This window comes from Magnetococcales bacterium (assembly GCA_015231925.1).
Taxonomy (GTDB): Bacteria; Pseudomonadota; Magnetococcia; order Magnetococcales; family JADGAQ01; genus JADGAQ01.
Genome location: JADGAQ010000355.1, coordinates 1 through 2,085, shown reverse-complemented (window position 1 = coordinate 2,085; position 2,085 = coordinate 1). Strand labels below are relative to the sequence as shown.

At 52.6% G+C, this 2,085-nt stretch carries 3 protein-coding genes; 2 read left to right on the top strand and 1 reads right to left on the bottom strand.

Features of this window, described 5'->3' with window-relative positions; all coding sequences use genetic code 11:
• Positions 1–204 (bottom strand): helix-turn-helix transcriptional regulator (locus HQL56_19775; protein ID MBF0311757.1); only part of this gene is annotated, 204 nt, incomplete at its 3' end.
• Positions 205–754: 550 nt separating this feature from the next.
• On the opposite strand from HQL56_19775, the gene HQL56_19770 reads away from it, so the two are divergent.
• Positions 755–1,216 carry a DUF2924 domain-containing protein gene (locus tag HQL56_19770; GenBank protein MBF0311756.1) on the top strand — a complete coding sequence of 154 codons (462 nt, stop codon included), beginning with the start codon at positions 755–757 and terminating at the stop codon, positions 1,214–1,216.
• Positions 1,213–2,085: recombinase family protein (locus tag HQL56_19765; GenBank protein ID MBF0311755.1), on the top strand; the 873-nt coding region annotated here is incomplete at its 3' end. The genes HQL56_19770 and HQL56_19765, both read left to right, overlap by 4 nt.

The following is a 2,085-nucleotide window of genomic DNA, read 5'->3' as shown; positions in this document are numbered from 1 at the left end:
GTCGCCCTTGCCGGTTTCCAGCCAGAGGGGACTCACCCGGCATACAATGGCGATCGGGACCGCACGCCGGGAAGCCTTGGAACGACCAGATTCCAGTTTGTGAATGGCGGTTTGGCTGAGTCCAACTTTTACTGCCAGCTCTTTTTGCGTCAGATTGGCATATTCACGAGCCTGTTTGATGCGCTGCCCGAGCTCCATCATCATTTCTCATCCTCCATAAACAAGTGAGTCGTTTCCAGGTTTGCACGAGCTTTATGTGCAGGAAATGCTTTAAAGACAATTGAATCGCTTGCAATCGCGACATTCATTTCGCAGAGACTCCAACAGTATCAAACTGACGCTCATTGTAAACCTCAACGCAATCCTGGGCAAGCTTCCTGCATTTCCAATGACCGCCAAAACCCTCAACGCACTCACATCCCTCCCGGAACCTCCCTACCGAACATTTGTGGTCCTGTAATCTCATCAACCGGTTGAAAAGGCTTACTATTCATCCTGAACGCGCTTATCCTCGATTCCCGATTGGCACATCGGAACCAAACCCTGGGGAGAGAAAACGCCGTGAGGACGTTCAGTGTGTTGCATCCCGCCCAAATGACCGCCGACCAACGCCTCGATGAGCTTGCCACCATCTTCGCTGCTGGTTGCATTCGCCTTCTCCGCAGAAAAACAGAAAGCCAAGAGAATATTTGCCTGGATATGCCGGCAAAAAAGAGCCCTCATGTCGTTACAAAAACTCAAAGAGGAGAATGGCATGACAAACTCGGCGCTCAAACAAGTTGCTGACCTTCCAAACAGATCCATCAGTGAATTAAAGGAGTTGTGGCAGAAGCTTTTCAAAAGCACTCCCCCGCCGTACAACAAATTGTTCTTGGTCAAACGTCTGGCTTATCGCATCCAGGAACTAGCCTTCGGAGGACTCCCCCAGACCACCGAAAGACATCTCAAATCTTTGGCCGAGGGCAAGGAAAACCTTCCAAGCCCCCCTTCCACCACAATGCGGGATTGCCCCGTCGCAGGAACTCGCTTGGTTCGGGAATGGAAAGGTGTCGAACATTGCTGCACCGTCCTGGACGATGGGTTCGAATACCAGGGACGGAAATTCGGCAGCCTGTCCGCTGTTGCCAACACCATAACCGGAACCCGATGGAACGGCCTGATCTTTTTTGGCATCCGCCGCACCGGCGGGGCCAAGCAGCAGAAAGGTGAAAAATGAAATCCACCTTACCGCTCAGTAAAATTCGCTGCGCGATATATACCCGCAAGTCCACAGACGAAGGATTGGACCAGGACTTTAACAGCCTCGACGCTCAACGGGAAGCATGCGAGGCCTACGTCTTAAGCCAGAAAGCAGAAGGATGGCTCTTGGTCCAAGACCGCTACAACGACGGCGGCTTCTCCGGCGGCACCCTGGACCGCCCGGCGCTTAAACGCCTTCTCGCCGATATCGAGGCGGGAAAGATCAACGTGGTGGTCGTGTACAAAATCGACCGTCTCTCCCGATCCCTGATCGACTTCACTCGGCTGGTGGAAGTCTTCGAAAAATATGAAGTTTCCTTCATCAGCATTACACAAGCTTTCAATACAACTACATCCATGGGAAGGCTTACTTTAAATATCTTGCTTTCCTTTGCGCAGTTCGAGCGCGAACTCTCAACCGAACGTATCCGGGATAAAGTAGCCGCATCCAGAAAAAAAGGTATCTGGATGGGCGGTTTTCCTCCTTTTGGTTACGATATTGCCAACCGCAAATTGGTGGTCAATCCTGCCGAAGCCGCCATCGTCAACCTCATCTTCCGGCGCTTTGTCGAGATTGGCTCTGGAACAAAACTGGTCGCAGAACTGAACCAAGCCGGATACCGCACAAAACGCTGGGTATCCCAGTCCACCGGAACACTACACGAGGGACGGCCTTTCGACAAAGGAGTGGTCTACCGCCTGCTCCACAACCGGGTTTACCTGGGAGAAGCTGTCCACAAAGGTGTTTCCTATACCGGCGAACACGAGGCCATCATCGATCATGCCTCCTGGAACAAGGTGCATGCCGTCCTTGCCCAGGATCCCCACGTCCGCGCCCAAATTACC

Coding starts and splice junctions, on each gene's coding strand:
- HQL56_19770 (MBF0311756.1), top strand. CDS start 755: ATGACAAACTCGGCGCTCAAACAAGTTGCTGACCTTCCAAACAGATCC.